29 protein-coding genes are annotated in these 25,293 nt (G+C 68.2%); 22 read left to right on the top strand and 7 right to left on the bottom strand.

Going from position 1 to position 25,293, the window contains the following annotated elements; all coding sequences use genetic code 11:
- Nucleotide 1: 1 nt before the first annotated feature.
- Together IT40_RS30635 and IT40_RS12550 are read left to right on the top strand one after the other, a co-directional pair.
- Nucleotides 2-172, top strand: a complete 171-nt coding sequence (locus tag IT40_RS30635) for a DUF6691 family protein (RefSeq protein ID WP_341860333.1) — start codon at nt 2-4, stop codon at nt 170-172.
- Nucleotides 173-547, top strand: a complete 375-nt coding sequence (locus IT40_RS12550; RefSeq protein WP_036755426.1) for a protein tyrosine phosphatase family protein — start codon at nt 173-175, stop codon at nt 545-547.
- A 167-nt stretch (nt 548-714) separates the two neighbouring features.
- On the opposite strand, the gene IT40_RS12545 is transcribed toward IT40_RS12550, so the two are convergent.
- Nucleotides 715-1,035, bottom strand: coding sequence for an ArsR/SmtB family transcription factor (locus tag IT40_RS12545; protein ID WP_036755424.1), 321 nt, complete (start codon nt 1,033-1,035; stop codon nt 715-717).
- A 183-nt stretch (nt 1,036-1,218) separates the two neighbouring features.
- Between IT40_RS12545 and IT40_RS12540 the strand changes: the two genes are divergently transcribed.
- From IT40_RS12540 to IT40_RS12505, 8 genes are all read left to right on the top strand, one after another.
- Complete coding sequence (locus IT40_RS12540) at nt 1,219-1,674, top strand: c-type cytochrome (RefSeq protein WP_036755422.1); 456 nt, start codon at nt 1,219-1,221, stop codon at nt 1,672-1,674.
- A gap of 1 nt (nt 1,675) precedes the next feature.
- On the top strand, nt 1,676-2,278 hold the full coding sequence (locus tag IT40_RS12535; protein WP_036755419.1) for a cytochrome b/b6 domain-containing protein: 603 nt from the start codon (nt 1,676-1,678) through the stop codon (nt 2,276-2,278).
- A gap of 173 nt (nt 2,279-2,451) precedes the next feature.
- The gene (locus IT40_RS12530; protein WP_036755416.1) at nt 2,452-2,652 is read left to right on the top strand and encodes a YgaP family membrane protein; all 201 of its coding nucleotides are present in this window, start codon (nt 2,452-2,454) and stop codon (nt 2,650-2,652) included.
- 11 nt (nt 2,653-2,663) lie between these two features.
- Nucleotides 2,664-3,623, top strand: coding sequence for an efflux RND transporter periplasmic adaptor subunit (locus tag IT40_RS12525; protein ID WP_036755413.1), 960 nt, complete (start codon nt 2,664-2,666; stop codon nt 3,621-3,623).
- On the top strand, nt 3,620-6,811 hold the full coding sequence (locus tag IT40_RS12520; protein WP_036755411.1) for an efflux RND transporter permease subunit: 3,192 nt from the start codon (nt 3,620-3,622) through the stop codon (nt 6,809-6,811). The genes IT40_RS12525 and IT40_RS12520 overlap by 4 nt, the downstream gene beginning before the upstream one ends.
- Nucleotides 6,812-6,898: 87 nt before the next feature.
- Complete coding sequence (locus tag IT40_RS30475; protein ID WP_036755408.1) at nt 6,899-7,705, top strand: AraC family transcriptional regulator; 807 nt, start codon at nt 6,899-6,901, stop codon at nt 7,703-7,705.
- A gap of 66 nt (nt 7,706-7,771) precedes the next feature.
- Nucleotides 7,772-8,173: a DUF2000 domain-containing protein gene (locus tag IT40_RS12510; RefSeq protein WP_036755406.1), complete on the top strand. Its 402-nt coding sequence runs from the start codon at nt 7,772-7,774 to the stop codon at nt 8,171-8,173.
- 2 nt (nt 8,174-8,175) lie between these two features.
- On the top strand, nt 8,176-8,775 hold the full coding sequence (locus IT40_RS12505; protein WP_036755403.1) for a LysE family translocator: 600 nt from the start codon (nt 8,176-8,178) through the stop codon (nt 8,773-8,775).
- Between the two features lie 62 nt (nt 8,776-8,837).
- On the opposite strand, the gene IT40_RS12500 is transcribed toward IT40_RS12505, so the two are convergent.
- Nucleotides 8,838-9,200 carry a DUF5368 domain-containing protein gene (locus tag IT40_RS12500; RefSeq protein WP_036755399.1) on the bottom strand — a complete coding sequence of 121 codons (363 nt, stop codon included), beginning with the start codon at nt 9,198-9,200 and terminating at the stop codon, nt 8,838-8,840.
- A 16-nt stretch (nt 9,201-9,216) separates the two neighbouring features.
- The gene (locus IT40_RS12495) at nt 9,217-10,527 is read right to left on the bottom strand and encodes an NAD(P)/FAD-dependent oxidoreductase (RefSeq protein WP_243700224.1); all 1,311 of its coding nucleotides are present in this window, start codon (nt 10,525-10,527) and stop codon (nt 9,217-9,219) included.
- 402 nt (nt 10,528-10,929) lie between these two features.
- Here IT40_RS12495 and IT40_RS12490 point away from each other — a divergent pair, with 402 nt between their 5' ends.
- The 6 genes from IT40_RS12490 to IT40_RS12465 all read left to right on the top strand — a co-directional run bounded on the left by IT40_RS12490 (nt 10,930) and on the right by IT40_RS12465 (nt 15,322).
- Nucleotides 10,930-12,207 carry a solute carrier family 23 protein gene (locus IT40_RS12490; protein ID WP_036755393.1) on the top strand — a complete coding sequence of 426 codons (1,278 nt, stop codon included), beginning with the start codon at nt 10,930-10,932 and terminating at the stop codon, nt 12,205-12,207.
- A 166-nt stretch (nt 12,208-12,373) separates the two neighbouring features.
- On the top strand, nt 12,374-13,054 hold the full coding sequence (locus IT40_RS12485; RefSeq protein ID WP_036755446.1) for a phosphatidylserine decarboxylase: 681 nt from the start codon (nt 12,374-12,376) through the stop codon (nt 13,052-13,054).
- On the top strand, nt 13,054-13,797 hold the full coding sequence (gene pssA / locus IT40_RS12480) for a CDP-diacylglycerol--serine O-phosphatidyltransferase (protein WP_036755390.1): 744 nt from the start codon (nt 13,054-13,056) through the stop codon (nt 13,795-13,797). Before IT40_RS12485 ends, pssA begins: the two co-directional genes overlap by 1 nt.
- 8 nt (nt 13,798-13,805) lie before the next feature.
- Nucleotides 13,806-14,423 carry a class I SAM-dependent methyltransferase gene (locus IT40_RS12475; RefSeq protein ID WP_036755388.1) on the top strand — a complete coding sequence of 206 codons (618 nt, stop codon included), beginning with the start codon at nt 13,806-13,808 and terminating at the stop codon, nt 14,421-14,423.
- 42 nt (nt 14,424-14,465) lie between these two features.
- Entirely contained in the window at nt 14,466-14,852 is a 387-nt protein-coding gene (locus tag IT40_RS12470) for a DUF4186 domain-containing protein (protein WP_036755386.1), read from the top strand.
- Nucleotides 14,849-15,322 carry a YbaK/EbsC family protein gene (locus tag IT40_RS12465; protein ID WP_036755384.1) on the top strand — a complete coding sequence of 158 codons (474 nt, stop codon included), beginning with the start codon at nt 14,849-14,851 and terminating at the stop codon, nt 15,320-15,322. The genes IT40_RS12470 and IT40_RS12465 overlap by 4 nt, the downstream gene beginning before the upstream one ends.
- A gap of 357 nt (nt 15,323-15,679) precedes the next feature.
- Here IT40_RS12465 and IT40_RS12460 read toward each other — a convergent pair whose 3' ends face one another.
- From IT40_RS12460 to paaG, 4 genes are all read right to left on the bottom strand, one after another.
- Nucleotides 15,680-16,279, bottom strand: a complete 600-nt coding sequence (locus tag IT40_RS12460) for a TetR/AcrR family transcriptional regulator (protein ID WP_036755443.1) — start codon at nt 16,277-16,279, stop codon at nt 15,680-15,682.
- 125 nt (nt 16,280-16,404) lie between these two features.
- On the bottom strand, nt 16,405-17,715 hold the full coding sequence (gene paaK, locus IT40_RS12455) for a phenylacetate--CoA ligase PaaK (protein WP_036755382.1): 1,311 nt from the start codon (nt 17,713-17,715) through the stop codon (nt 16,405-16,407).
- Nucleotides 17,716-17,743: 28 nt separating this feature from the next.
- Nucleotides 17,744-18,175, bottom strand: a complete 432-nt coding sequence (gene paaI / locus IT40_RS12450) for a hydroxyphenylacetyl-CoA thioesterase PaaI (RefSeq protein ID WP_208021362.1) — start codon at nt 18,173-18,175, stop codon at nt 17,744-17,746.
- Nucleotides 18,176-18,204: 29 nt separating this feature from the next.
- Entirely contained in the window at nt 18,205-18,993 is a 789-nt protein-coding gene (gene paaG, locus IT40_RS12445) for a 2-(1,2-epoxy-1,2-dihydrophenyl)acetyl-CoA isomerase PaaG (protein ID WP_036755379.1), read from the bottom strand.
- 102 nt (nt 18,994-19,095) lie between these two features.
- On the opposite strand from paaG, the gene paaN reads away from it, so the two are divergent.
- The 6 genes from paaN (at nt 19,096) to IT40_RS12415 (ending at nt 25,289) form a co-directional block, all read left to right on the top strand.
- Entirely contained in the window at nt 19,096-20,745 is a 1,650-nt protein-coding gene (paaN, locus tag IT40_RS12440) for a phenylacetic acid degradation protein PaaN (protein ID WP_116171189.1), read from the top strand.
- Nucleotides 20,746-20,779: 34 nt separating this feature from the next.
- A complete protein-coding gene (locus IT40_RS12435; RefSeq protein WP_036755375.1) occupies nt 20,780-21,925 on the top strand; it encodes an ABC transporter substrate-binding protein in 1,146 nt (381 codons plus the stop codon).
- Nucleotides 21,926-21,993: 68 nt separating this feature from the next.
- Nucleotides 21,994-22,866 carry a branched-chain amino acid ABC transporter permease gene (locus IT40_RS12430; protein ID WP_036755374.1) on the top strand — a complete coding sequence of 291 codons (873 nt, stop codon included), beginning with the start codon at nt 21,994-21,996 and terminating at the stop codon, nt 22,864-22,866.
- On the top strand, nt 22,866-23,825 hold the full coding sequence (locus tag IT40_RS12425) for a branched-chain amino acid ABC transporter permease (RefSeq protein ID WP_036755373.1): 960 nt from the start codon (nt 22,866-22,868) through the stop codon (nt 23,823-23,825). The genes IT40_RS12430 and IT40_RS12425 overlap by 1 nt, the downstream gene beginning before the upstream one ends.
- Complete coding sequence (locus tag IT40_RS12420; RefSeq protein ID WP_036755371.1) at nt 23,822-24,601, top strand: ABC transporter ATP-binding protein; 780 nt, start codon at nt 23,822-23,824, stop codon at nt 24,599-24,601. Before IT40_RS12425 ends, IT40_RS12420 begins: the two co-directional genes overlap by 4 nt.
- Nucleotides 24,588-25,289, top strand: coding sequence for an ABC transporter ATP-binding protein (locus IT40_RS12415; protein ID WP_036755370.1), 702 nt, complete (start codon nt 24,588-24,590; stop codon nt 25,287-25,289). The genes IT40_RS12420 and IT40_RS12415 overlap by 14 nt, the downstream gene beginning before the upstream one ends.
- The last annotated feature ends 4 nt before the right edge of the window (nt 25,290-25,293 follow it).

Here is a 25,293-nt window from a genome sequence, read left to right as displayed (position 1 = left end):
CCTGGGCTGGGGGCTGTCGGGCTTCTGCCCCGGCGGCGCCATCCCCGCCATCGGCCTCATCCGCCCCGAACCCGTCCTCTTCACCGCAACAATGGCCGCCGGAATCGCAATGGTCAAAATCGGGCAGCGATGGGCCGCGGCCCGGTCTGCCGCCGATCGGCAGGGGGCATGAATGTGGCCCTTTCGACGGCGCGGCAAGCCGCGGATTCGCAAGATTGACGACCGGTTCTCGGCCACCGGCCAGCTTCGCCTCGAAGACCTGCCGGCGGTCGCCGCGGCCGGGTTCCGGGTGCTGGTCTGCGTTCGCCGCGACGGCGAGGAACGCGGCCAGCCCGATTTCGCCACCATCGCCGCCGCTGCCGCGCGCCTGGGCCTGACCGCCCGCCACATTCCGGTGTCCGGCCAGCCCTCGGCCGGCCAGATTGCGGCTTTCCGCCGCATCCTGGCCGAGGCGAAGGGGCCGGTGCTGGGCTGGTGCCGCTCGGGCATGCGGGTCCGGGCGTTCTATGCCCTGTGCCGGCAACAGGCGGTGGCGAGCAGGGCGTGATGCCTTTGCGTAACCCGGCACCTGCGAAAGGCTGGGCCTGAAAAGGCGGGGCCTGGACAGGAGGTTCGCTTGCGCCAAGGGCCGCGGCCTGCCGCAGCAAGGCGCCGGAGCCCAGCGTCGCCCGGCCTGCCGCATGGCATTGCGGGCCGGGCTTGCGCCTCGCCGGATCAGCCCTTCGGGCCGCAGAACGTGTTGTAGAGCACTTCCATCACCTTGCGGGCCGGCTGGCTTTCGATCCGATACCAGATCGTCTGCCCGTCGCGCCGGCCAAGGATGATCTTGTCGCGGCGCAAGAGCGCCAGGTGCTGCGACACGGTCGAATCGCGGATGCCCAGGAATTCCGCCAGCTGGCCCACGGATTTTTCGCCCTGCACCAGCTGGCACAGGATCAGCAGCCGATGGCGGTTGCCAAGCGATTTCAGAAGCTCGCTGGCCTCGTCGGCGGCTGCGCGCATGGTTTCGGGGTCTATGCTGACGTCGGCACTCATGCTCCATAGCTACATTAATGCGAATATACGGTCAAGATGCGCCCGCAGGCTGCCGGTGCCCGGCCCAGGCGAGGGGTCAGATCGCGACAGTTTGCCGCATTAATCTTCGAAGTTTCGAATGTTACGGCCTTTTACATAACGCGCATCAGCAAGCCATCAACAGCAAGCAACAAGGTGATTTCCATGCACAAGATCTTTCTGGCCGCCGCCGTCCTGGCCCTTCCCATCACGGCCCAGGCTTCCGAGCCCGGCGATATTGCCGCCGCGCGCATCGGCTATTTCAGCCTGGTCAACCTGGAGATGGGCGGGCTGGCCGCCATGGCGCAGGGCAAGGCGCCCTATGACGCCGAACGGGCGCGGGCGCTGGCCGGGGATCTCAAGCTGCTGTCGGAATACCTGCATGACGACCTGCTGATGCCGGGAACCTCGAATGCCGACCTGGCCGGCAAGACCCGCGCCCTGCCGGCGATCTGGGAACAGACCGAGGATTACCGCGCCAAGGGCATGGCCTTCCGCGAGGCGGTCGCCACGCTGCACGGCGTCGCCGGCGAGGGGCAGGAGGCGCTTGCCCCCGCCGTCGGCCAGGTCGGGGCGACCTGCAAGGCCTGCCACGACAGCTATCGCGCCAAGGATTTCTAGGATGCGCGACGGCGCAGCCACCACCTCTGCCGAGCCTACCCAGGTGGTCCGGCTGTGGGATCTGCCCTTGCGGATCTTTCACTGGGCGCTGGCGATCTGCGTCGCCGGGGCCTGGGGATTGGGCAAGTTCGGCCCCGATGTCATGACCCTGCATTTCCTGTTCGGCTATGCGGTGATCGGGCTTCTGGCCTTTCGGCTGCTCTGGGGCTTCGTCGGGCCGCGCCCGGCGCGGTTCCGCAGCTGCCTTCATGGTCCCAGGGCGGTTCTGGCCTATCTGCGGCAGTTTCCGGCGCGGCAACCCAGCTTCTGGCCGGGGCACAATCCCCTGGGCGGGCTGTTCGTGATCCTGCTTCTGGCCGTGCTGTCGGTGCAGGTCGCGGCCGGCCTGGTCGCCGATCCGCAGGATTACGTCAATACCGGGCCGCTGGCCGGGGCGGTCAGCGCCCGGATCTCGCGCCTGGGGCTGGCCCTGCACGACCTGCTGGGCAAGCTGGTCCTGCCCATGGTGCTGCTGCATGTCGCGGCGGTGCTGTTCTATCGCCTGTGGAAGCGCGAGAACCTGATTCGCCCGATGATCACCGGGTGGAAGCGCATCCGCCGGTGACGGCGCATCCTGGCCGGAACCGCAGCCGTGGTTCCGGCCGAGGGCTGCGACCAAGGCGAAATGTCGCAGGCTGCAGGTTCGATTCCGGGGCGTCGTTGAAGACATTCTCCTTGAAACCGATTATACGTATATATGTATATACTGTCGGCAATCGGCTGTTCTGGAGTTCCCCGATGACACTTGATCGCACCATTCTTGCCTTTGCAGGGTTCATGGTCCTGCTTTCCGTCGCGCTGACCGTCTGGGTTTCGCCCTTGTTCGTCTGGCTGACGGTCTTTGTCGGCGCCAACCTGCTGCAATCCGCCTTTACAGGCTTCTGCCCGGCGGCCATGATCTTCCGCAAGCTTGGCATAAAACCCGGCTGCGCCTTCTGAAAGTTCGATCCATGCGATTGCTGCTGCTTGTCGCGCTTGTCGCCACCGGGCCGGCGCTGGCCGAGCCGTTGATCCTGGACTGGAGCGCGGTGCCCGAGATGAAGGCCGTCTACGGCACGGTCGAGGCCCGTGACACCATCCCGGCGCGGGCGCGCATCGGCGGCACGGTCGTGGAACTGCTGGTCAGCGAGGGGGATCGCGTCGAGGCGGGGGCGACGCTCGCCACCGTCCGCGACGACAAGATCGCCTTCCAGATCGCGGCTTTCGCCTCGCGGATCGAGGCGCTGCGGGCGCAACTGGCCGAGGCGGAATCCGACTATGCGCGCGGCCAGTCGCTGGTGCAGCGCGGCGCCGCCTCGCAGCAGCGGGTCGAGCAGTTGCAGACCGCGGTCGATGTCATCCGCGGCCAGATCGCCGCGGCCGAGGCCGAGCGCGCCGTCATCGAGCAGCAGCAAGCCGAAGGTGCGGTCCTGGCCCCGGTCTCGGGCCTGGTGCTGAGCGTACCGGCCGTGCGCGGCTCGGTGGTGATGCCGGGCGAGGTGGTGGCGAGCGTGGGCGGCGGCGGCTTCTTCCTGCGCCTGTCGGTGCCCGAACGCCATGCCGCCGACCTGGCCGAAGGGGCCGAAATCCAGATCAGGGCCGGCGGCCAGGCTGCTGCGGGCCGGCTGGCCAAGGTCTATCCGCTGATCCAGGGCGGCCGGGTGCAGGCCGATGTCGAGGTCGACCGGCTGCCCGACGCCTTTGTCGGCGCGCGCGTGGCGGTGGACCTGCCCGTGGGCGAGCGCCGGGCGCTTCTGGTGCCCGCCGTGGCGGTGACGACCCGCGCCGGGGTGGATTTCGTCAGCGTCGCCGGCGCCGCGGGCGAAGAGCGGCGGGCGGTGCTGACCGGCGAAAGCCTGGCCCAGGACGACATTGAGATGGTCGAGATCCTGACCGGCCTTGCGCCGGGGGAAACGGTGATCGTCCCATGAACACCCCCGGCGATACCCCCCGCAGCCCCGGCCTGGCCGGCTGGCTGACGCGCGGCTTCATCACCTCGCCGCTGACGCCGCTGTTCCTGATCGCGGCGCTGGCCTTCGGGCTCATCGCGCTGATCAGCCTGCCGCGCGAGGAAGAGCCGCAGATTTCGGTCCCCATGGTGGACATCCGCGTCCAGGCCCCCGGCCTGCGGGCCGAGGATGCGGTCAAGCTGGTGACAGAGCCGCTGGAGACCATCGTCAAGGGGATCGACGGGGTCGAGCATATCTATTCCCAGACCCAGGACGACGGCGTGCTGGTCACGGCGCGCTTCCTGGTCGGCACCCCCTCCGATGCGGCGGTGCTGCGGGTGCATGACAAGCTGCGCGCCAACATGGACCGCATCCCGGTCGGCATCCCCGAGCCGCAGGTGCTCGGGCGCGGCATCGACGACGTGGCCATCGTGGCGCTGACGCTTTCGGCCCGACCCGATGCGGCGGACCGGGTGACGGCGGCCGAACTGACCCGCATCGCCCGCGAATTGCGCACCGAACTGGCCAAGATCGACGATGTCGGCCTGACCTATCTGATCGGCGAGACGGAGGAAGCGATCCGCATCGCCGCCGACCCCGCCCGGTTGGCGCTTTACGGCATCACGCTGCAACAGCTGGCCGGCAAGGTCCAGGGCGCCAACCGCGCCCTGCCGGCGGGGATGCTGCGCGACGACGGCCAGCAGGTGATGCTGGTCGCGGGCGAGACCCTGCGCAGCCCCGACGAGATCGGCAACCTGGTGCTGACCGCGCGCGACGGCCGCCCGGTCTATGTCCGCGACGTGGCCGACGTGGGTTTCGTCTCCGATACGGCCGAGGCGCTGGTCGCCACCGTCACCCGCGATTCCGCCCGGCGCCCGGCGGTGACGCTGGCGCTGGCCAAGCGCGCCGGCGCCAATGCCGTCACCGTGGCCGAGGCGATCCTGCACCGCGCCGAGGCACTGCAAGGCACGCTGATCCCCGACGACATGCAGGTCGAGATCACCCGCGACTATGGCGAGACGGCCAACGAAAAGGCCAACGAGTTGCTGTATCACCTGGGCCTGGCCACGCTGTCGATCATCGCGCTGGTCTGGCTCGCCATCGGCCGGCGCGAGGCGCTGGTGGTGGCGGTGGTGATCCCGGTGACGATCCTGCTGACGCTGTTCGCATCCTGGATCATGGGCTATACGCTGAACCGGGTCAGCCTGTTCGCGCTGATCTTCTCGATCGGCATCCTGGTGGACGACGCCATCGTGGTGATCGAGAACATCGCCCGGCATTGGGGCATGGGCGGCACCGACCGTCGCGAAACCGCCATCAGCGCGGTGATCGAGGTCGGCAACCCCACCATCGTCGCCACCCTGACCGTGGTGGTGGCGCTGCTGCCGATGCTGTTCGTCTCGGGGATGATGGGGCCTTACATGAGCCCGATCCCCTCGAACGCCTCGGTCGCGATGATCTTTTCCTTCTTCGTCGCGGTGACGGTGACGCCCTGGCTGATGCTGAAGGTCGCGGGCCGCGCGCCGCTGCACCACGGCGCCGAGGGGCAGGGCGGCCGGCTGGGCCGCGCCTATGCCGCCGTCGCCCGGCCGGTTCTGGCCAGCAAGGGGCGCGCCTGGCTGTTCCTGGGCGGGGTGATCGTGCTGACCTTCGGCTCGCTCGCGCTGTTCTATACCCGCGACGTGACGGTGAAGCTTCTGCCCTTCGACAACAAGTCGGAACTGTCCGTGACCATCGACCTGCCCGAAGGCGCGGCGGTCGAGGCGACGGATGCCGTGGCCCAGGCGGTAGCCAGGGTGGCGATGGACCTGCCCGAGGTGGTCTCGGTCCAGACCCATGCCGCCGCCGCGGCGCCGTTCAATTTCAACGGCCTGGTGCGGCATTCCTTCTATCGCACCCAGCCGCAGCAGGGCGAGGTGGCGGTCAACCTAGCGCCCAAGCATGACCGCGACCGCTCGAGCCACCAGATCGCGCTGGACCTGCGCGCGCGCATCCTGGCCCTGCCGCTGCCCGAGGGCACGGTGCTGAAGGTGGTGGAACCTCCGCCCGGCCCGCCGGTGATGGCGACGCTTCTGGCCGAGATCTATGGCCCCGACCCGCAGACCCGCCGCGCGGTGGGCGAAAAGGTCGAGGCGGCCTTCCGCTCGGTCCCCTTCATCGTCGATGTGGACAATTCCTGGGGTGATGCCGCGCCGCGGCTGCGGGCGCTGATCTCGCCCGACGACCTGGATTTCTACGGCGTGGCGGAATCGGATGTCTTCGACAGCATCGCCATCCTGAACGGCTCGACCACGGTCGGCTATTCCCACCGGGGCGAGGGGCGCGCGCCCATCCCGATCCGCGTCGAGCGGCCCCGCGAACAGCGCGTGCCGGGCGAGGATTTCCTGACCACGCCGATCCCGGCCGACCTTCTGCCCGGCAATCGCGGCGTGGTCGAGCTGGGCGACGTGGTGCGGATCGAGGAAGAGCGCGCCTCGCATATCCTGTTCCGCCACAACGGCCGCCCGGCCGAGATGGTGACGGCGGAACTCGCCGGCGATTTCGAGGCGCCGCTCTACGGCATGATGGCGGTCAAGGATGCGCTGGAGGCGCAGGACTGGACCGGCCTGCCCAAGCCCGAGATCCGGCTGCGCGGCCAGCCCGAGGACGATAGTGCCAGCACGCTGCTGTGGGACGGCGAATGGGAGGTGACCTGGGTCACCTTCCGCGACATGGGCGGGGCCTTTGCGGTGGCGCTTCTGGGCATCTATATCCTGGTCGTGGCGCAGTTCGGCTCGTTCCGGCTGCCGCTGGTGATCCTGACCCCGGTGCCGCTGACCTTCATCGGCATCCTGGGCGGACATTGGTTGTTCGGCGCGCCTTTTTCGGCGCCGTCGATGATCGGCTTCATCGCCTTGGCCGGGATCATCGTCAGGAACTCGATCCTGCTGGTGGATTTCATCCGCCACGACACCACCGGCCGGCCGCTGACCGAGGTGCTGATCGACGCCGGGGCCGTGCGTTTCCGGCCGATCCTGCTGACCGCTCTGGCGGCAATGATCGGGGCGGCGGTGATCCTGACCGATCCGATCTTCCAGGGGCTGGCGATCTCGCTCTTCTTCGGGCTGATCTCCTCGACGCTGCTGACGGTGCTGGTCATCCCGGCGGTCTATCGGGTGTTCCGCACCTGAGCCGCCGGGCCGATGGCTGGTCTTGGCGGGATGGTTGCCCTATTCCCAAGGAAAAGCCCGGCCGCCTTTCCTGCCACGACCGATGCCATGCAAGCAAACCGTTATCACCACCTCGGCTGGCATCACGGCATCGAACTGTTCGAGGCCGCCTTCAGCCACCAGACCTTTGGCCGCCATGCACATGAGGGCTTTGCCATCGGCGCCATCGCCGAAGGGGCGGGCGGCTATGTCTGCCGCGGCGAAACCATGGTCTTGCCGGCCGGCACCCTGTCGCTGATGAACCCCGAAGAACCGCATACTGGGCACGCCGCCGCCGACCGGGTGCGCTATACCATGCTTTACGCGTCCGAGGCGGCGGTCCGCGCCGTGCTGGGGCTGCGTGTCCTGCGCGGCTTTGCCGCCATCGCGCCGCGCGACCGCGGATTGCGCCTGGGCCGGGCCCTGGCGCATCTGGCCCATTGCCTGAATGCCCCGCCCAGCCCCGACTGGCGCCTTGCGGCGGAAGAGGCCGCGCATGGGGCCCTGGCGCTGGCCTTCGGCCAATATGGCCGCGCCGAATTGCGCCCGGCAGGGGACGAGCCGGCGGCGGTCCGGGCAGTCCGGGCACGGATCGCCGCCGGGGTCGAGGCGGGCGAGGCGCTGGCCCTTGCCGACCTGGCCGCCGAGGTGGGGCTGAACCCCTCTTACCTGATCCGCAGCATGCGGCGGGCCACCGGGCTGACGCCGCATGCCCATGTATTGCAGGCCCGCATCGGCCATGCCCGCAGGCTGCTGCTGGAGGGCGTGCCCGCCGCTGAGGCTGCGGTCGCGGCGGGGTTTTGCGACCAGGCGCATCTGATCCGCCAATTCCGCCGCCACCTGGGCGTCACCCCCGGCGCGCTACTGAGGCATTAGTAGGTCGATTTCGTCCAATCCTTGCCCGCTCGATCCATGGCACGGGGTCCGGGAAAGGATTCGCCCATGCCATTGAAACCCGTCATCATCCTGGCCGCAGACCTGCCCCTGGGGCTCAAGGCCAATTTCGCCGCCGTCCTGGGCATGAGCCTGGGCCGGCTTCGTCCCGACCTGCTGGGCGGCGCGACCCCTACCGGCGACGGCATCGTCTTGCCCGGCATCACAACCGTTCCCCTGCCGGTGCTATGCGCGCCGCCGCAGGATCTGCCCGGCCTTTTCGCCCAGGCCGAGGCCCTGCAGCTGCGGCTGGCCTATATGCGCGCCGCCTTCGAGGCGCGGGACTATCCCGATTACGCCGCCCGCATCGCCGCCGCGCCGCTGGCCGATCATGCGCCGCAGGCGATCCTGCTGGCGGGGCCGCGCAAGGCGGTGGACCGGATCTGCGGCCGCCTGCCGCTGCTGCGTTGACCATGGCCGACCCGCAGGCCCTCCTGGCGATGGCCAGTTTCGCCCTGGCAGCCTCGGCTACGCCGGGGCCGGTCAATATCATCGGCGCCATGACCGGCGCGCGGTTTGGTCCGCGCCGGGCGCTGGCCTTCGTCAGCGGGGCGACCGCCGGCTTCCTGGTGCTGCTGCTGGGCTTTGGTGCCGGCCTGCTGGCGGGAACGACCTGGATCCTGGCGCTGTCCCGGCCCCTGACGCTGGCCGGTGCGGCCTATCTGCTGTGGCTGGCATGGCGCCTGCTGCGCGACGACGGCCGGGTCGCATGGCGCGATCCGGCGGGGCAAGCCGCGCCCGGCTTCTGGTCCGGCGCGCTGGTGCAGGGCCTGAACCCCAAGGCCTGGCTGGCGGCGCTGTCCTCGCTTTCGACCTTCGTGATGCCGCTGGCCGAGCCGGCGGCGGGGCTGGTGGTCTTCGCCGCGCTTTTCGGCGCGATCTGCTGGGCCTCGCTGGCCGCATGGGCCTGGGGCGGGGCACGGTTCGGACAGGGCCGGCTGCGGGCGTTCAACCGCGGCATGGCCCTGATCCTGGCGCTATCGGTCGGCTGGATGCTGGTGCAGGCCTTCTGACGAGCCTGCGCGCAAGCGCAGGGCGGTCCCGGAGCCCGACCACCCTGCACTTGCGCCCCGGATCAGGGATTCTGCCCGGACCGCGGAGGCCGCAGCAGCGACTGGACGGTATAGACCAGGATGGCGCTGCCGACCGCGCCCAGCACCGCCACGCCCAGAAGCACGATCACGTCGATCGGCCCGCCGATGTCGCGCAGGCCGGAATGCGTCATCTGCTGGACGAAGATCACCGCCAGAATCGCACCGAAGGGCATGGACAGCTGCGCCCAGAGGAATTTGCGCATCGACATCGCCCGGTCACGGATCAGCACGTAAAGATAGGCCGCCGTGACCAGCAGGGCGAGCGCGACCATGGTCCAGAACAGGCCGCGGCCGAAGATTTCCTCGAAGACCGCGATCAGGGTGCCGAATGTCAGTTCTTTCATGTTGCTTCCCCTTTCGTCAGGCCCGGCCGCGCAGCATGGCGTTATAGGTGGCCTTCAGCGCCACCTCTTTCATCAACCAGCTGATCCACAGCTCTTCCAGCGGGGCGATCACGCCGGGGAACGAGGGCACCAGGTTGTTGTGATAGTCGAACTCGACCAGCATCGCCCGGCCGACGCGGGTGATGAGCGGGCAGGAGGTGTAGCCGTCATAGATCTCGGTCCCCTCGCGCCCCTGCAGGGCGGCGACCAGATGGTCCTCGATCACCGGAACCTGCCATTTCACCGAAGCCGCGGTCTTGCCCTTGGGCACGCCCGCCACGTCGCCAAGCGCGAAGATCTCCGGGTAGCGCAGATGGCGCAGGGTCTTCATGTCGCATTCGACCCAGCCCTGGTCGGTCCATTTGTCGGCCCAGGAAAGCCCCGACTGCCGGATCACCTCGGGCGCGCGCTGCGGCGGGATGACGTGCAGGTAGTCATAGGGCATCTCGGTGGTGGACTTGACCATCTCGCCCGTCGCCGGGTCGGGGGCGGCGGTTTCGAACCGCGCCGTCTTGCGGCCGGGGTCGATGGATTTCAGCGTATGGCCGTAATAGGTGGCGACGCCACGCTCGGCGAACAGCATGCGCACCTTTTCCGCGACGATCGGCACCGAGAACAGCGCCGTCTGCGGGCAGGTGTAATGCATCTCGTACTTGCCCTTGGCACCGCCGCGGCTGGCGATGTCGTCCAGCAGGAAGGTATGCTTCAGCGGTGCGCCGGCGCATTTCATCTCGGTCTCGGGGCGGGCGAACAGGCCGATGCCGCCTTCCTCGGTGAATTTCGACGCCGCCTGCCAGGTCCTGGCCGCATATTCCGGCCCGGCATAAAGCGCGCCGATCCCGTCCTTGCCCACCATGTCCAGCGAAAAGCCCTGGATCGCGCCGTGATCCAGCACCAGGCCCGGCGCCACCACCAGGAAGTCGTAGTCGAGCTTTTGCCCCTTTTCGGTCGAGACGGTCTTGGCCAGGGGGTCGATGGCAGCCGCCGCCTCGGCGATCAGCGTCACGCCCGAGGGCAGCCAGTCGGTCGTCTTGGACACCACGTAATTGGCCGGCTTCAGCCCCGCGGCGACCAGCGACAGGCCGGGCTGGTAAAGATGCTGCGCCCTGGGGTCGATCAGGGTGATCTGCGCCCCGTCCAGCCGCTGCACCAGGCGGTTGGCCAAGGCGGTGCCGCCGGCGCCGGCGCCGATGATGATGATCCTGGCTTTCGTCGCGATCCTGCTGGCCTGGGCGGCGCGAACCCCCAGTCCCGCCGTCACCGCGCCGGCAAGGGCAAAGCTCAACACTCCCCTGCGAGAGGGTCGGAAATCGTCTCGTCCTGTCATTCGGCCTCCTCCGTGACCTTTTGCGGCCGGCCCCGGAGCGTGGTTTCCGGTTCTGCGGCCACATGCGCTGACACCCGCCCGAGCCTGCAACGACCGTCAAGCCAGCCGCAGCACGCAGGCGTCCTACAGGTAAGCACAAGACGGTCGGGGCGGCGTTCCCAGTTACCCGAGCCAGATGTTGGATGTATTCATATTCGATCCTATGAATGTATCAATATGCCAGATGGCTCGCATTTTACTTGCGCGGCACTTGGTCGCAGCGCCCGGCAAGGCAGGGCATTTGCGCCATTGCGCGGTTGCCACTGGCCTTTTTGCGCAAACCCGCCCACAAGCCGGTCCATCGAACAGAATCCGAGAGACGTGATGGGCTATTTTCCTGACTGGCGCCCCGCCGCGGGCGCCACGGTGCTTCCCGATGAAAAGCTGCCGCTGACCCAGGCGGTGCCGATGAGCCTGCAACATTTGCTGGCGATGTCCGGCTCGACCATCCTGGCGCCGCTGATCATGGGCTTCGATCCCAATGTCGCGGTGTTCTTTTCCGGCATCGGCACGCTGCTGTTCTTTGCCGTCACCGGCGGGCGGGTGCCCAGCTATCTGGGCTCGTCCTTTGCCTTCATCGCCGTCATCATGGCCGCGACCGGCTTTGCCGGCGGCGGGCCGAACCCCAATATCGCCGTGGCGCTTGGCGGCATCATCGCCGCCGGCCTCGTCTATGTGCTGATCGGGCTGGTGGTGATGGCCATCGGCGCGGGCTGGGTGGAAAAGCTGATGCCGCCGGCGGTGACGGGCGCCATCGGCATGTCCATCGGGCTGAACCTGGCGCCGGTGGCGGTCAAGCAGCTGGCCGGCAGCCACGCGCATCTGAGCATCGCGCTGGCGACCGTGCTGTGCATGGCCATGGTCTCGGTCTATGGCCGGCAGGCCACGCGGCGGATCGCGGTGCTGGTCGCGCTGCTCTTCGGCTATGGGCTGGTGCTGGTCCTTGGCAACGGGCTGGGGCTGGTGCCGGGCATCGACTTCGCCGCCGTCGCCGCCGCGCCCTGGTTCGGGGTGCCGAACTTTACCGCGCCGCGCTTCGAATGGTCGGCGATCAGCCTGATCGCCCCGGTCGCCATCGTGCTGGTGGCCGAGAACCTGGGCCATATCAAGGCCCTGGGCGCGATCACCGGGCAGAGCATGGACCGCTATATCGGCCGGGGCTTCTTGGGCGACGGGCTGGCCACCATGCTGGCCGGCGCGGGCGGCGGCACCGGCGTCACCACCTATGCCGAGAACATCGGCGTCATGGCCATGACCCGCGTCTATTCCACGCTGATCTTTCCCATGGCGGCGGCGATCGCGATCTTCCTGGGGCTCTCGCCCAAGTTCGGCGCCGTGCTGCAAACCATCCCGGCGCCGGTGCTGGCGGGGCTGGCGGTGTCGGTCTTTGGCCTGATCGCCTCGGCCATGGCGCGGATCTGGGTGGACAACAAGGTCGATTTCTCGGACCCGCGCAACCTGTTCACCGTGGGTGTGGCGCTGATCATGGGGGCGGGGGATTTCACCGTGAACATCGGCAATTTCTCGCTGGGCGGCATCGGCACCTCGACCTTTGCGGCGCTGGCGCTCTACCAGCTGCTGGGCATCGGCCGGCGGGCGTGACATCCTGAGGCGGGCCCCGCGACCGGGGCCTGCGCCCTGGGGCGGCCGGATGCCCCTGCGGCAAGGACCGCGCGCCAGGGACAACATGTATGGCAGGCTGCGCTATTGCGTGCGGTTTCAATCGCATTATGACTGGCGGCGCCGATCAGCCCATGGGGAATGCCAGATGCGCATGCGCGACACCTTCATCAAGCCCATGCACCGCGAGGGCATCCGCTTCGTGGCGGCCTTTGCCGCCGCCACCCTGCTGCTGTTCCTGATATGGGAGCCGCTGGGCTGGATCGGGGTCGGGCTGACCGTCTGGTGCTATTACTTCTTCCGCGATCCCGAACGGGTGACGCCGGCGCGGCCCGGACTGGTCGTCAGCCCGGCGGACGGCGTCGTCTCGCTGATCGAGCCGGCGGTGCCGCCGGCCGAGCTGGGCATGGCCGACACCCCGCTGACCCGCGTCAGCGTGTTCATGAGCGTCTTCAACTGCCATGTGAACCGCAGCCCCGTGGCGGGCGAGGTGGTGGCGGTCGCCTATCGGCCGGGCAAGTTCTTCAACGCCTCGCTGGACAAGGCCAGCGTCGACAACGAAAGAAACGGGCTGCGCATCCGCATGGCGGACGGGAGCGACCTGGCGGTGGTGCAGATCGCCGGGCTGGTCGCGCGCCGCATCGTCTGCTTCGTCAAGCCCGGCGACCGGCTGGGCCGGGGCGAACGCTTCGGGCTGATCCGATTCGGCTCGCGGCTGGATGTCTATCTGCCGCCGGGCGTGGTGCCGCTGGTCGAGATCGGCCAGACCATGGTCGCGGGCGAATCGGTCATCGCCGAACTGGCGCCGGCCGGGCAGGCGGAGGCGTGATGGACCAACCCACCGGCCCGCAGACCGAATTTTCGCTGGTCCAGCTCTTGCCCAACGTGCTGACCATCGTCGCGGTTTGCGCCGGGCTGACCGCCATCCGCTTCGGCGTGCAGGGCGACTACATGCCGGCGGCGCTGCTGATCATCGCCGCGGGCATCCTGGACGGCATCGACGGGCGGATCGCGCGGCTGCTGGGCTCCTCCAGCAAGATGGGGGCCGAGCTGGATTCGCTGGCCGATTTCCTGAATTTCGGCGTCGCCCCGCCGCTGATCCTGTATTTCTGGGCGCTGCGGGACTCTCGCGGCCTGGGCTGGATCTGCGTGCTGCTTTTCGCCGTCTGCTGCGTGATCCGGCTGGCACGCTTCAACGTCTCGGCCAAGTCCGAGGATACGCAGCGCGACAGCGCCTATTTCGAGGGCATCCCCTCGCCCGCCGGGGCGCTGCTGGTGATGCTGCCGATGTATCTGTCCTTCGCCTTCGCCGACCGGCCGATGCTGCCGGCGATACTGATCTGCCTGCACATGGTCCTGGTGGGGCTGCTGCTGATCAGCCGCATCCCGACCTGGTCCTTCAAGACCACCCGGATCTCGCGCGAGAACGTCAAGTTCTTCCTGGTCGGCGTGGCCTTTGTCGGGGCGGCATTGCTGACCTTCGCCTGGGTGACGCTGATCGCGTTGTGCCTGGGTTATGTCGTCATGGTCATCTGGGCCTGGATCGACCGGGAACGACCCTCAAACCGATAGGAACGGCCATGGACATTAAATCCATCCAAGCCTCGTATTCACGCTGGGCGCCGGTCTACGACCGGACCTTCGGGGCGGCGACCAACATGGGCCGGCGCCGGGCGGTGGACTACATCAACCGCCGCGGCGGCTCGGTGCTGGAGGTGGGGGTCGGCACCGGCCTGTCGCTGGAGCATTACGGCCCGCACATGCAGGTCACGGGCATCGACTTCAGCCGCGAGATGCTGGACAAGGCCGTCGCCAAGGTGCAGCGGCTGGGGCTGAAGCAGGTGCAGGCGCTGCGGCAGATGGATGCGCGGGGGCTGGATTTCCCCGACAACCATTTCGACACGGTGACGGCGATGCACGTCCTGTCGGTGGTGCCCGAGCCCGAGCGGGTGATGGCCGAGATCGCGCGGGTCTGCAAGCCGGGCGGCAAGGTGGTCATCACCAACCATTTCGCGCGCGACCGCGGCGCCATGGCGGCGGTCGAGCGGATCTTCGCCCCCCTGGCCAACACCATCGGCTGGCATTCCGATTTCCGCATCGAGCGGGTGCTGGGCCAGGAATCGCTGGTCCTCGAGGAACGCCGTACCCTGCCGCCCCTGGGCATGATGACCTTTCTGGTTCTGGCCAAGGCGGGCTAGGCGGGGCTTTCCGCGGCGCGCCGGGACGGCTATGTCCTGGGCATGACCGATCAGGACCAGATCCTGGGCCGGCTGGCCCGGTCCGCCTTTCGCAGCCGCTTTCGCCTTGGCCGGAAGGAGCGGAGCTATGCCGACGCCAGGGGGCGCGAGACCGTCGCCGCCCATGCGCGCGACTTCATCGCCGCGCGGCTGGCGCCGGCCGAGCCGCCGAACGACGGCCGCCAGACCCCGATGCGCGGCCATCCGGTCTTCATCGCCCAGCACGCCACCGCCTGCTGCTGCCGCTCCTGCCTGCAGAAATGGCACGGCATCCCGCGCGGCCGGGCGCTGGATGCCGCGCAGCAGGCGCAGATCGTCGACCTGCTGATGGCCTGGATCGACCGCGAGATGGGCTTTCGCCCGCCGCCGCCGGAAAGGCCCGCGGAATGAGCGGCGCCACCCCGGCCACGCAATTCCTGCTTCGGGCGCAGGTGGCCTTTCGCCCGGTCGAATACCGCTATGATCCGGGGTCCGAGCGCGTGGCGCTGCAAGCGGCCGAGGCCATCGGCCTGCCGCCCGCCCGCCTGCTCAAGACGCTGATGGTCGAGGTGGACGGCCGCCCCGCCTGCGCGGTCCTGCCCGGCGATCGCAGCCTGTCGATGAAGCGGGTGGCGGCGGCATTCGGCGGCAAGTCGGCAACGATGATGCCGCCCGCCAAGGCCGAGCGGCTGACCGGCTATCATACCGGCGGCATCAGCCCCTTCGGCCAGCGCCGTCCGGTGCCGGTGGCCTTCGAGGCCGAGGCCATTGGCTTTGACGAGGTGGCGATCAACGGCGGCAGGCGCGGGCTGTTGCTGCTGCTGTCGCCGCGCGATGCGCTGGCCGCGCTGTCGGCCAGGGCGGCACCGCTGTCGGCCTAGCCCCCGCAATCGCCATTCCCCTTAACCAGTTGCTGGTGGCTGCGAGAAGGTCGCAGCCATTGAAGGGGATGGTCCTGCGGTCGTAGCGGGTAGGGCGGAAGTGTCTGGGTCTGTCGAAGCCGCGTTCGATGCGGTTTCTGTCGTTCGCAAACAGACGGCTATCGTTTCCGGTCCGGCCCGGATCGCCTGCCTTTCCGGGCAGATGCGACGCGATCCTCTCCCGTTGGGCGTGGCTCAACGCCGAGCGCTTCGTGGCCATCCTGAACCTCGTGTCATCTCGGGATGTCCAGTGAACCGCTCCATTCCACCCAAGGAAATCCTGAATGTCGATCCGCCCTGGGACACCGCGCGGGGGCTTCAGCGGACTGCCTTGATCCCTTCCAGGATCAGGGTGGTCGCCACGTCGGCGTAATCCTCGCGCGTGATGCGGCCGCCGTCGCGGAACCACATGTAGACCCAGTTCATCATCCCGAACAGCGACATGGTCACGGGGGTCAGCAGGGGGCGCTGCGGATCGTCCAGGTCGGGGTTGATCTCGCGCAGGACGGCGGCGAAGCGCTTGACGATGCGGCGCTCGACGCCCAGGATCTCGGCCTTCTGCTCGTCTCCCAGGGCCGGGGTGGCGTTCAGCTGCACCTTGTGCTGGTTGTCCGCGCCGCGATAGCGCTCCAGCACCGTGCCGACCAGCCGGCGCAGGCGCTGCTGCGGCGGCAGGGTCGGGTCGTCCGCCTCTTCGATGGCGGCTTCCAGCTCTTCCAGATGGGTGATGATGATGGCGAAGATCAGCGCGTCCTTGCTGGGATAGTAGTGGTAAAGCAGCGCCTTGGAGACCTGGCTGTGGGTGGCGATCTGCGCCATGGATGCCTTTTCCATGCCCAGATCGGCAAAGACCTCGGCCGCCTTGTCCAGAAGGCCGCGTTGCTTTTCCTCGAAATCCGCTGCCCGTGTCCGAGCCATGCCATTCCTCATCAGATCATTTGTTCGCCCGCGGTCGGGAGGCGAGAAAAACAAGGGGGCGCATGGCCCCCCAACGACTTAGCGGGTTTGCGACCGCGCGTCATATTGGTTGCCGCGTTGCGGCATCATGTCTTGGGCCGATTGTCAAGCACCCGCTTGGCCTTGCCTTCGGAACGGGCAATGGCGTTGGGGTCCTTGACCTCGATCCGGGTCGAGACGCCGACCACGCTTTTTATGTGATGCGCCAGTTCCTTGGCGGAATGGGCGCGGGCGGAATCCTCGGCCATCTCGGCGGTGCATTCGACATGCACGACCATGCTGTCCATCCGGCCCGAGCGGGTCAGCTCGATCTGGAAATGCGGCGCCAGGCCCTTGCATTTCAGGATCTGCTCTTCGATCTGGGTCGGGAAGACGTTGACGCCACGCAGGATGATCATGTCGTCGCTGCGGCCGGTGATCTTCTCGATCCGGCGCATCGAGCGGGCGGTGCCGGGCAGCAGGCGGGTCAGGTCGCGGGTGCGGTAGCGCACCATCGGCAGCCCTTCCTTGGTCAGCGTGGTAAAGACCAACTCGCCGATCTCGCCGTCGGGCAGCACCTCGCCCGTCGCCGGGTCGATGATCTCGGGATAGAAATGGTCCTCCCAGATGTGCAGCCCGTCCTTGGTCTCGACGCATTCCATGGCGACGCCGGGGCCCATGACCTCGCTGAGGCCGTAGATGTCGACGGCGTGCATGTCGAAGGCTTCCTCGATCTCCTGCCGCATGGCGTTGGTCCAGGGCTCGGCGCCGAAGATGCCGATCTGCAACGAGGACTCGCGCGGGTCCAGGCCCTGGCGGCGGAACTCGTCCAGGATCGACAGCATGTAGCTGGGCGTCACCATGATGATGCGCGGCTTGAAGTCGTCGATCAGCGTCACCTGCCGCTCGGTCATGCCGCCCGAGATCGGGACCACGGTGCAGCCCAGCCGCTCGGCGCCGTAATGCGCGCCGAGACCGCCGGTGAACAGCCCGTAGCCATAGGCGTTGTGCAGGATGTCGCCCGGACGCCCGCCCGCGGCGCGGATCGAGCGCGCGATCAGGTTCGCCCAATGGTCGATGTCGGCCTGGGTATAGCCCACGACGGTCGGCTTGCCGGTGGTGCCGGACGAGCCGTGGATGCGCACCAGCCTGGACTGCGGCACGGCGAACATGCCGAAGGGATAGGTGTCGCGCAGGTCCTGCTTGGTGGTGAAGGGGAATTTCGCGATGTCCCTGAGGGACTTCAGATCCTCGGGGTGGGCGTCATGTTCGATGAAGCGGTTGCGATAGAAGGGCGAATTTTCGAAGGCGTGCTTCAGCGACCGCTTCATGCGGTGGAATTGGAGGGCCTCGATCTCGTCGCGCGAGGCGATCTCGATCGGGTCCAGCTCTTTCCTTTCGGGCGCCAATGGGTGCATGGATTCCTCCCCTTGCGATGGGTTGCGGTCAGGCTTCGACCGGCAGATGGGTGCCTTTGACGGTGCGGGAATGGCCGCGGAACTCGGCCACATGCGCACCGTCCTGGTTGGTGATGCGGATGTCGTAGATGCCCGAGCGGCCGCGGCGCGACACCTCGCGCGCCGTCGCCGTCATGCGGTCGCCGATGCGGCCCGGCAGCAGGTAGGTGATCGAGCAATGCTGCGCGACGACCAGCTGGTTGTAGCTGTTGCAGGCAAAGGCAAAGGCGCTGTCGGCCAGGGTAAAGATATAGCCGCCGTGGCAATTGCCGTGGCCGTTCGACATGGCCTCGGTGATGGTCATGGACAGCGTGGCCTCGCCCGGTGCGATATGGTCCAGGCTCATGCCCAGCCGCTGGCTGGCGGAATCGTCGTTCCACATCGCCCTGGCCGAGGCTTCGGCCAGCTCCTGCGGGGTCATCTGCGCGGCGGGTTTCCCGGTCATGTCGTTCATTGTCCCCTGAACTCCGGCTTGCGCTTTTCCAGGAAGGCGGCGACGCCTTCGGCATAATCGGCGCTGTGGCCGGCCCGCCGCTGGCAGTCGCGCTCCAGGTCGAGCTGTTCTTCCAGGCTGTTGCCGGCCGAGGCCTGGATCATCTGCTTGGTCAGGCCCAGCCCCAGCGTCGGGCCGGCCGCCAGCGATTTCGCCAGCGCCGTGGCCTCGTCCATCAGCGCCGCGTCCTCGACGGCCTTCCAGATCAGGCCCCATTCGGCCGCCTTTTCCGCGCCCAGCGGCTCGGCCGTCAGGGTCAGCGCCTTGGCGCGCGGCTCGCCCAGGATGCGGGTCAGCGACCAGGAGCCGCCGGCATCCGGCACCAGCCCGATCTTGGCGAAGGCCTGGACGAATTTCGCCGATTTCGCCGCCAGCACGATGTCGCAGGCGATGGCGATGTTCGCACCGGCGCCGGCGGCGACGCCGTTCACCGCGCAGACCACCGGCTTGGCCAGCGAACGGATCAGCCGCACCGAGGGGTTGTAATAGGCTTCCAGCGTATGGCCCAGGTCGGGCGCCTCGCCGCCGTTGCGCGGGTCGCGGTCGCCCAGGTCCTGGCCGGCGCAGAAGCCGCGGCCGGCGCCGGTCAGCAGCACCGCGCGCACCGCGGCATCGTCATGCGCCCTTTGCAGGCCGGCATGCAGCGCCAGGTGCATGTCCTTGTTGAAGGAATTCAGCTTGTCGGGGCGATTGAGCGTCAGCGTCAGCACGCCATCGGCCAAGGCCGTCAGGACGGTTTCCGTCATCGGTAAAACTCCCATGCCCCGGCTTCTGGGGCTCCCTGAAAATTTTTGTTGCATAAACCGACCGGCCGGTCAATGATAATCTGGCAAATGAGGGGGAACGCCGTGACAGAATTTTTCGACCGCCATCGGCCGATGCTGGACGCCGCGCTGGACGCTGTCCGCCAGCGCGCATTCTGGAGCCCGTTCCCCGAGATTCCAAGCGGCAAGATCTATGGGGAATCGGCGCGCCAGGACGGCGAAACCGGCTTCGCGGCGCTGCGCCATGCCGCCTTCGAACTGCCTGGGCATCCGAATCAGCGCCGGCTGGGTGCCGAGGTCTCGCCCTTTGGCGGCGCGCTGGGGATCACCTATCCGGCCGCCGATGCCGCGACGCTGATCGCCGCGGCGCAGGCGGCGCAGCCGGCGCTGGCGGCGGCCAGCCCCGAGGCGCGGGTGGGCGCCTGCCTCGAGGCGCTGGTGCGGCTCAACCACATGAGCTTCCTTATCGGCCAGGCCACCATGCACACCACCGGCCAGGCCTTTGCCATGGCCTTCCAGGCGGGCGGGCCGCATGCCCAGGACCGCGGGCTCGAGGCCGTGGCGATGGCCTGGGACGAGATGACGCGCTTTGCCCCGCAGGCGCGCTGGGAAAAGCCGCAGGGCAAGGCGGCGCCGATCCTGCTGGAAAAGCACTGGTCGATCGTGCCCGCGGGCCTGTCGCTGGCCATCGGCTGCAACACCTTCCCGACCTGGAACAGCTATTCCGGGATCTTCGCCAGCCTGGCCACCGGCAACCCGGTGATCGTCAAGCCGCATCCCGCCGCCATCCTGCCGCTGGCGCTGACCGTGCGGGTCTTGCGCGAGGTGCTGGCCGAGGCGGGCCTGCCCGCCGATTCGGTGCTGCTGGCCGTGGACGAGCGCGGGGCCGAGATCACCCAGGAACTCGCCACCGATCCGGCGGTGCGGCTGATCGACTATACCGGCTCGGCCGCTTTCGGCGACTGGCTGCGCAGCCACGCGACCCAGGCGCAGCTGTTCACCGAAGAGGCGGGGGTGAACACCGTCACCATCGCCGCGACCGACGACTTCGCCGGCATATGCGACAACCTGGCCTTTTCGCTGGCGCTTTATTCCGGGCAGATGTGCACCGCGCCGCAGAACATCTATGTGCCCGAGGGCGGCATCGACACCGACCAGGGCCGCAAGAGCTTCGACGAGGTCGGGCTGGCGCTGGCCGGCGCCATCGACGCGCTGCTGGCCGACCCGGCCCGCGCGGCGGGCATCTGCGGCGCCATCGCCAACCAGGCGACGCTGGAGCGGGTGCAGCAGGCGCGCGGCCTGGGCCGGGTGCTGCGCGATTCGGCGCCCGTGGGGCAGGGGCGGACCGCGACCCCGCTGCTCTTGGCGCTGCGGGACGGCGATCCGGCCTGCGAGCGGGAATGCTTCGGCCCCGTCGCCTTCGTCGTCGCGGTCAAGGATGCCGATGCCGCCATTGCGCGGGCCGCCGAGCTGGCGCGGCGCAAGGGCGCGATCACCGCCGCGCTCTACGACCGGGACGAGGCGCGCATCGCCCGTGCCGCGCAGACCTTTGCCGCGGCCGGCGTCAATCTGTCGGTGAACCTGACCGGCAACATCTATGTCAACCAATCGGCTGCCTTCAGCGATTTCCACGTCACCGGCGCCAACCCGGCCGGCAATGCCTGCCTGACCGACACCGCCTTCGTCGCCAGCCGGTTCCGGCGCGCCATGTGGCGCCGGCCTGCGGCGGCCTGACCCTGTAAACTGGTTCTCTGGGAGGAGACACATCATGAAAAAGACCCTGACGACGACCGTTCCGGCCGCGCTGATCGCGCTTGGCCTGGCCTCTGCCGCCAGCGCCGAGATCAGGATCGGCGCCTCGGTTTCCGCGACCGGCCCCGCCGCCTTCCTCGGCGACCCCGAGGCCAAGACCCTGCAAATGCTGGTCGAGGAGCTGAACGCCAAGGGCGGCATCAACGGCGAAGAGATCGCGCTGGTGCTTTACGACGACGGCGGCGACGCCAACAAGGCGCGCACCTTCGCCACCCGGCTGATCGAGGACGACGAGGTGCAGGCCATCGTCGGCGGCACCACCACCGGCACCTCGATGTCGATCCTGGCCGTGGCCGAGGACGCCGAGATCCCCTTCATCTCGCTGGCCGGCGCCATCGACATCATCCAGCCGGTCAAGCCCTTTACCTTCAAGACCCCGCATACCGACCGCATGGCCTGCCAGAAGATCTTCGAGGACATGCAGAAAAGCGGCATCCAGAAGATCGGCATGATCTCGGGCACCGACGGCTTCGGCGCCTCGATGCAGGCGCAATGCAAGGACGTGGTCGGCGAATACGGCATCGAGATCGCCGCGGACGAGACCTATGACCCCAAGGACGCCGACATGACGGCGCAGCTGACCAAGATCCGCAACACCGATGGCGTGCAGGCGGTGCTGAACCCCGGCTTCGGCCAGGGCCCGTCCATCGTGACGCGCAACTATCGCCAGCTGGGCATCGAGCTGCCGCTCTACCAGTCGCATGGCGTCGCCTCGGACGGGTTCATCGAGCTTGCCGGCAAGGAAGCGGCCGAGGGCGTGCGCCTGCCCGGCACCGCGCTGCTGGTCGCGGACCTCTTGGCCGAGGACGATCCGCAAAAGCCGGTGGTGACGGCCTACAAGGCCGCCTTCGAGGGCAAGTTCAACGAGCCGGTCGGCACCTTCGGCGGCTATGCCCATGACGGCTTCGCCCTGCTGGTCGATGCGGTGACGCGCGCCGGTTCCGCGGAACCTGCCGCGATCCGCGACGCGCTGGAGCAGACCTCGGGGCTGGCGGGCACGACCGGCATCTACACCATGTCGCCCGAGGACCATCTGGGGCTGGACCTGTCGGCCTTCCGCATGCTGGAGGTCAAGGACGGCAGCTGGTCCATCGTCGAATGACCCCGCGCGGTCCCCGCCCTGGGGACCGCTTCCGCCCGCTCGGGAGAGCCCAGCCAGAGAGCCTCGGCATGTCTGAACTTCTGCAATTCCTGTTTTCAGGGCTGACGGTGGGCGCGGTCTATGCGCTGGTCGCCCTGGGTTTCACCATCATCTACAACGCCTCGGACGTGGTGAACTTCGCCCAGGGCGAGTTCGTCATGCTGGGCGGCATGGTCACATGGTTCGCCCATGCCGCCGGGCTGCCGCTGCCGCTGGCGGCGCTGGTCGCCATCCTGGCGACCGCAGCCCTGGGGGTCGCGATCAACAAGCTGGCGATCGAGCCGGCGCGCGGCGCACCCGTCGTCTCGCTCATCATCATCACCATCGGTGCCTCGGTCTTTCTGCAGGGCGCGGCGCAGCTGGTGTTCGACAAGCAGATCCACAGCTTCCCGGCCTTTTCCGGGGACACGCCCTTGCGCATCGGCGGCGCGACGATCCAGCCGCAAAGCCTGTGGGTGATCGGTGGCGCGCTGGTGGTCTTTGCCGGGCTGTGGCTGTTCTTCACCCGCACGCTCCTGGGCCGGGCGGTGCTGGCCACCTCGAACAACCGGCTGGCGGCGCAGCTGGTCGGCATCAACACCAATTTCGTCATGACGCTGTCCTTTGCGCTGTCGGCCGGGATCGGCGCCTTGGCCGGGGTCTTGGCGACGCCGATCACGCTGACCGCCTATAGCGTCGGCATCGGCTTCGCGCTGAAAGGCTTTGCCGGCGCCATGCTGGGCGGCATGGGCAATCCCAAGGGCGCGCTGGCCGGCGGTTTCCTGATCGGGCTGATCGAGGCGCTGACCGCGGGCTACCTGTCCTCGACCTACAAGGAGGCCGCGGCCTTCGTCGTGATCCTGCTGGTGCTGTTCTTCATGCCGCAGGGCCTGTTCGGCCGCAAATCGACGGAGCGGGTGTGATGCCGAGACTGTCCGCCAAATCCGCCACGCTGCTGGTGCTGGCCGCGCTGATCGCGGTGACGCCGTTCTTCTTTCCCTCGGGCTACTACTACCGCGTCGGCGCGCTGATCTTCGTCAACGGGCTGGCCGTGACCGGGATCGTGATCCTGACCGGCTATGCCGGGCAGATCAGCCTGGGCCATGCCGGTTTCGCCGGCATCGGCGGCTATGCCTGCGCCTTGGCGCCCACGCATCTGGGCCTGCATCCGTCGCTGGCGGTGGTGCTGGGCGCGGTGATCTCGGGCGTGCTGGCCTATCTGGTCGGGCGGCCGATCCTGCGGCTCAAGGGCTATTACCTGGCCGTCGCCACGCTAGGCTTCGGCATCCTGGTCGCCATGGTGCTGAACAACGAACGCCAGCTGACCGGCGGACCGGACGGCATCGCCGTGCCCGAACTGGGCTTGCGCGGGCTCTTGAAAGACTGGGGGCTGGACCTGACCAACGGCCAGTTCTGGTATTTCTTCTGCGGCATCGTGCTGCTGATCGGCGCCTGGATCGCGCTGAACCTCTATCAAAGCCCCAGCGGCCGGGCGCTGCGGGCGCTGCACGGCTCGGAAATCGCCGCGGGCACCGTGGGCATCGACGTGGCGCGGGTCAAGCTGCAGGCCTTCGTCATCTCGGCCGTCTATGCCTCGGTCGCGGGCTCGCTGGTGGCGCTGCAGAACAAGTTCATCACCCCCGACGTCGCCGGCTTCATGCATTCGATCGAGATGGTGACGATGGCCGTCCTGGGTGGCGCCGGCTCGGTGCTGGGCGCGATCTTCGGCGCCGGCATCCTGACGCTGCTGCCGCAGGTGCTGACCGTCTTTGCCGAATACGAACAGCTCGTCCTGGGCCTGGTGATGATGCTGGTGATGATCTTCCTGCGGGAGGGGCTCTTGCCCTCGGTCCTGCGCAAGCTGCGGGGGAGGGGTGAATGACGCTGCTTTCGGTCGAGGGTCTGGGCATCAGCTTCGGCGGCATCAAGGCCGTGCATGATGTCAGCTTCAAGGTCGAGCCGGGCGAGATCGTCTCGGTCATCGGCCCGAACGGCGCTGGCAAGACCACGCTGTTCAACATGATCTCGGGCGTCTACCAGCCCGGATCGGGCCGGGTCGTGCTGGAGGGCGAGGACGTGACCGGCATGGCGCCGTTCCGCCTGGCAAGCCGCGGCATGTCGCGCACCTTCCAGAACCTGCAGATCTTCCAGAACATGACGGTGCTGGAAAACGCCATCTCGGGCTTTCACCTGCAGGAAAGGGGGCCGGTGCTGGCGGATCTCCTGCACCTGCCATCCTCGCGCCGCCGGGCCCGCGCGGCCGAGGCGGGCGCGCGCGAACTGCTGGCCCGCGTCGGGCTGGAGCGCGCGGCGGACCGCGAGGCGGGGAACCTGTCCTATGGCTCGCTCAAGCGGCTCGAGATCGCGCGGGCGCTGGCGATGCGGCCCAAGGTGCTGCTGCTCGACGAGCCGGCGGCGGGCTGCAACGCCGTCGAGACCGAGGAGATCGACCACCTGATCGCCGAGGTCGCCGCCTCCGGCACCGCCATCCTGCTGGTCGAGCATGACATGAAGATGGTCATGCGCATTTCCAGCCATATCGTCGTGCTGGACCATGGCGAAAAGATCGCCGAGGGCGCGCCGGCCGAGGTCAGCCGCAACCCGGCGGTGATCGCCGCCTATCTGGGAACCGAGGAGGGTGCCGATGCTGACGGTTGAGGGCTTGCGCTCGCGCTACGGGCGCATCGAGGTCTTGCACGGCATCGACCTGCATGTCGATTCCGGCGAGATCGTCACCGTGGTCGGCGCCAATGGCGCGGGCAAGACCACGCTGCTGCGCTGCCTGTCGGGGGTGCAGCCGGTCTCGGCCGGCACCATCACCTTCCGCGGCGAGCCGCTGGCCTCGGTGCCGGCCTATCGGCGGCTGGCCCGCGGGCTGGCGCAATCGCCCGAGGGGCGGCAGATCTTCACCAACCTGACGGTCGAGGAGAACCTGCGCCTCGGCGCCTTCCTCTACAGCGACGAGCGGGTGGAAAAGGACATGGAAGACGCCTTCCAGATGTTCCCGATCCTGAAGCAGAAGCGCAACCTTGCCGCCGGGGGCCTGTCAGGCGGCCAGCAGCAGATGCTGGCCATGGCGCGGGCGCTGATGGGCCGGCCGTCCTGCCTGCTTCTGGACGAGCCCTCGATGGGCCTGGCGCCGATCATCGTCCAGCAGATCTTCGACGTGGTCAGCGGGCTCAAGGCGCTCGGCGTGACCGTGCTGCTGGTGGAACAGAACGCCTTCGGCGCGCTGAAGATCGCCGATCGCGGCTATGTCATGGAAACCGGCCAGATCACCATGCAGGGTCCGGCCGAGGAGCTGATCGCCGATCCGCGCATCCGCGAAGCCTATCTGGGGATATGAGGAA

The sequence above is a fragment of the Paracoccus versutus genome, from assembly GCF_000763885.1.
Classification (GTDB): Bacteria; Pseudomonadota; Alphaproteobacteria; order Rhodobacterales; family Rhodobacteraceae; genus Paracoccus; species Paracoccus versutus.
The sequence above is the reverse complement of the archived record's forward strand: the minus strand, read 5'-3'. Positions and strand labels throughout refer to the sequence as shown.

Excerpts from the sequence above, each read along its gene's own strand:
- IT40_RS12550 (WP_036755426.1), top strand. The coding sequence starts at position 173 with ATGTGGCCCTTTCGACGGCGCGGCAAGCCGCGGATTCGCAAGATTGAC.
- IT40_RS12545 (WP_036755424.1), bottom strand. The coding sequence starts at position 1,035 with ATGAGTGCCGACGTCAGCATAGACCCCGAAACCATGCGCGCAGCCGCC.
- IT40_RS12540 (WP_036755422.1), top strand. The coding sequence starts at position 1,219 with ATGCACAAGATCTTTCTGGCCGCCGCCGTCCTGGCCCTTCCCATCACG.
- IT40_RS12535 (WP_036755419.1), top strand. The coding sequence starts at position 1,676 with ATGCGCGACGGCGCAGCCACCACCTCTGCCGAGCCTACCCAGGTGGTC.
- IT40_RS12530 (WP_036755416.1), top strand. The coding sequence starts at position 2,452 with ATGACACTTGATCGCACCATTCTTGCCTTTGCAGGGTTCATGGTCCTG.
- IT40_RS12525 (WP_036755413.1), top strand. The coding sequence starts at position 2,664 with ATGCGATTGCTGCTGCTTGTCGCGCTTGTCGCCACCGGGCCGGCGCTG.
- IT40_RS12520 (WP_036755411.1), top strand. The coding sequence starts at position 3,620 with ATGAACACCCCCGGCGATACCCCCCGCAGCCCCGGCCTGGCCGGCTGG.
- IT40_RS30475 (WP_036755408.1), top strand. The coding sequence starts at position 6,899 with ATGCAAGCAAACCGTTATCACCACCTCGGCTGGCATCACGGCATCGAA.
- IT40_RS12510 (WP_036755406.1), top strand. The coding sequence starts at position 7,772 with ATGCCATTGAAACCCGTCATCATCCTGGCCGCAGACCTGCCCCTGGGG.
- IT40_RS12505 (WP_036755403.1), top strand. The coding sequence starts at position 8,176 with ATGGCCGACCCGCAGGCCCTCCTGGCGATGGCCAGTTTCGCCCTGGCA.
- IT40_RS12500 (WP_036755399.1), bottom strand. The coding sequence starts at position 9,200 with ATGAAAGAACTGACATTCGGCACCCTGATCGCGGTCTTCGAGGAAATC.
- IT40_RS12490 (WP_036755393.1), top strand. The coding sequence starts at position 10,930 with ATGGGCTATTTTCCTGACTGGCGCCCCGCCGCGGGCGCCACGGTGCTT.
- IT40_RS12485 (WP_036755446.1), top strand. The coding sequence starts at position 12,374 with ATGCGCATGCGCGACACCTTCATCAAGCCCATGCACCGCGAGGGCATC.
- pssA (WP_036755390.1), top strand. The coding sequence starts at position 13,054 with ATGGACCAACCCACCGGCCCGCAGACCGAATTTTCGCTGGTCCAGCTC.
- IT40_RS12475 (WP_036755388.1), top strand. The coding sequence starts at position 13,806 with ATGGACATTAAATCCATCCAAGCCTCGTATTCACGCTGGGCGCCGGTC.
- IT40_RS12470 (WP_036755386.1), top strand. The coding sequence starts at position 14,466 with ATGACCGATCAGGACCAGATCCTGGGCCGGCTGGCCCGGTCCGCCTTT.
- IT40_RS12465 (WP_036755384.1), top strand. The coding sequence starts at position 14,849 with ATGAGCGGCGCCACCCCGGCCACGCAATTCCTGCTTCGGGCGCAGGTG.
- IT40_RS12460 (WP_036755443.1), bottom strand. The coding sequence starts at position 16,279 with ATGGCTCGGACACGGGCAGCGGATTTCGAGGAAAAGCAACGCGGCCTT.
- paaK (WP_036755382.1), bottom strand. The coding sequence starts at position 17,715 with ATGCACCCATTGGCGCCCGAAAGGAAAGAGCTGGACCCGATCGAGATC.
- paaI (WP_208021362.1), bottom strand. The coding sequence starts at position 18,175 with ATGACCCCGCAGGAGCTGGCCGAAGCCTCGGCCAGGGCGATGTGGAAC.
- paaG (WP_036755379.1), bottom strand. The coding sequence starts at position 18,993 with ATGACGGAAACCGTCCTGACGGCCTTGGCCGATGGCGTGCTGACGCTG.
- IT40_RS12435 (WP_036755375.1), top strand. The coding sequence starts at position 20,780 with ATGAAAAAGACCCTGACGACGACCGTTCCGGCCGCGCTGATCGCGCTT.
- IT40_RS12430 (WP_036755374.1), top strand. The coding sequence starts at position 21,994 with ATGTCTGAACTTCTGCAATTCCTGTTTTCAGGGCTGACGGTGGGCGCG.
- IT40_RS12425 (WP_036755373.1), top strand. The coding sequence starts at position 22,866 with ATGCCGAGACTGTCCGCCAAATCCGCCACGCTGCTGGTGCTGGCCGCG.
- IT40_RS12420 (WP_036755371.1), top strand. The coding sequence starts at position 23,822 with ATGACGCTGCTTTCGGTCGAGGGTCTGGGCATCAGCTTCGGCGGCATC.
- IT40_RS12415 (WP_036755370.1), top strand. The coding sequence starts at position 24,588 with ATGCTGACGGTTGAGGGCTTGCGCTCGCGCTACGGGCGCATCGAGGTC.